Source organism: Pseudomonas sp. TWP3-1 (assembly GCF_049896625.1).
Taxonomy (GTDB): Bacteria; Pseudomonadota; Gammaproteobacteria; order Pseudomonadales; family Pseudomonadaceae; genus Aquipseudomonas.
The window spans coordinates 1-1,307 of the sequence record NZ_JAFCUQ010000043.1 but is presented as its reverse complement, the minus strand read 5'-3'; the positions used below and the strand labels follow the sequence as shown (position 1 = coordinate 1,307).

The following is a 1,307-nucleotide window of genomic DNA, read 5'->3' as shown; positions in this document are numbered from 1 at the left end:
TGTCTCGTCCTGAATAAGGTTTACACCTTCTGACCTTTTATCAGGAGGGTGCAATGGATACGGGCTCGAAACGCAGTCAGCGCGATTACACGCTGACTTTTAAATTGGCAGTTGTCGATCAGGTCGAAAAAGGCGAGTTGAGTTATAAAGAGGCTCAACGGCGCTATGGCATTCAGGGCCGGTCGACGGTGCTGGTCTGGTTACGCAAGCACGGTCGACAGGACTGGAGTCAAGGCGCCTCTATTCGAACGCAGAGGAGCCGAGCGATGGACGAACCCACCCTGCCATTGACTCCGGAACAGAGAATCAAAGTGCTTGAGGAGCAGTTGGCGCTAGCCAATCAAAAAGCCAAATTCTTTGAAGACGTGGTCGAGGTATTGAAGAACGATTACGGCGTATCCGTCGTAAAAAAGCGGCCCGGCAAGTCGTTGCGCAAACCAAAACCCTGAGTGTCAGCAGGGCTTGCCAGTTCATGGGGATCAGTCGCCAAGCCTATTACAAGCGTGATCGGGTCTATCGGGCCCGGATTGAACAAGACCAGAATCTGATCAAATTTGTGCGTGAGACCCGCGTACGCCAGCCCTGCATCGGTGCCCGTAAGCTGCACTCGATGATGCATGCCGAGCGAGAGAGACAAGAACTGCATGTCGGCAGGGATCGCCTGTTCGAGGTTTTGCGCGATCACCGCCAATTGGTTCGTAGAAAACGGGCGTACCACAAGACGACCGACAGCCATCATCGCTTCCGCTGCCATCCCAATCTTTTGAAGCCAGGACCAGCACAGGTAGTTCCGCGCGCCCCTGAACAAGTCTGGGTGGCTGATATCACCTACCTATCTACGCGAGAAGGTCCTGCCTATTTGAGCTTGGTGACAGATGCCTACTCAAGAAAGATCGTTGGTTATCACGTGCATGACAGCCTGCATGCCAAATCCGTGGCTCAGGCGTTTCGCATGGCTTTAAAAACGCGTCGAACCAGCCAAAAACTGGTGCATCACTCCGACCGAGGCTCGCAGTATTGCTCCGATCTCTACCAAAAGCTGCACGCCAAGCATGGAGTGACCTGCTCAATGACCGATGGCTATGATTGCTATCAGAATGCCTTGGCAGAGCGGGTCAACGGCATTTTAAAGACAGAGCTGCTGCTCTACCGGCCAACAGATCTGGCACAGGCTGAACAGATGGTGCGGGAGGCAATTACGATCTACAACCAAGAGCGACCGCACCTGTCTCTGAAATACAAAACGCCCGATGCGGTGCATCGGGCGTTAGAGTGAAAAAGGTGTAAACCTATTTCAGGACTAGACA

At 53.3% G+C, this 1,307-nt stretch carries 1 protein-coding gene; it reads left to right on the top strand.

What is annotated here, in order from left to right; all coding sequences use genetic code 11:
- Window positions 1-53: 53 nt before the first annotated feature.
- Window positions 54-1,276, top strand: a protein-coding gene (locus tag ACP7BN_RS27650; protein ID WP_426206973.1) for an IS3 family transposase whose coding sequence is annotated in 2 segments (ribosomal slippage) — window positions 54-405 and window positions 405-1,276 — 1,224 coding nt in all. Because the reading frame shifts where the segments join, the coding sequence is not laid out codon by codon here.
- Window positions 1,277-1,307 lie beyond the last annotated feature (31 nt).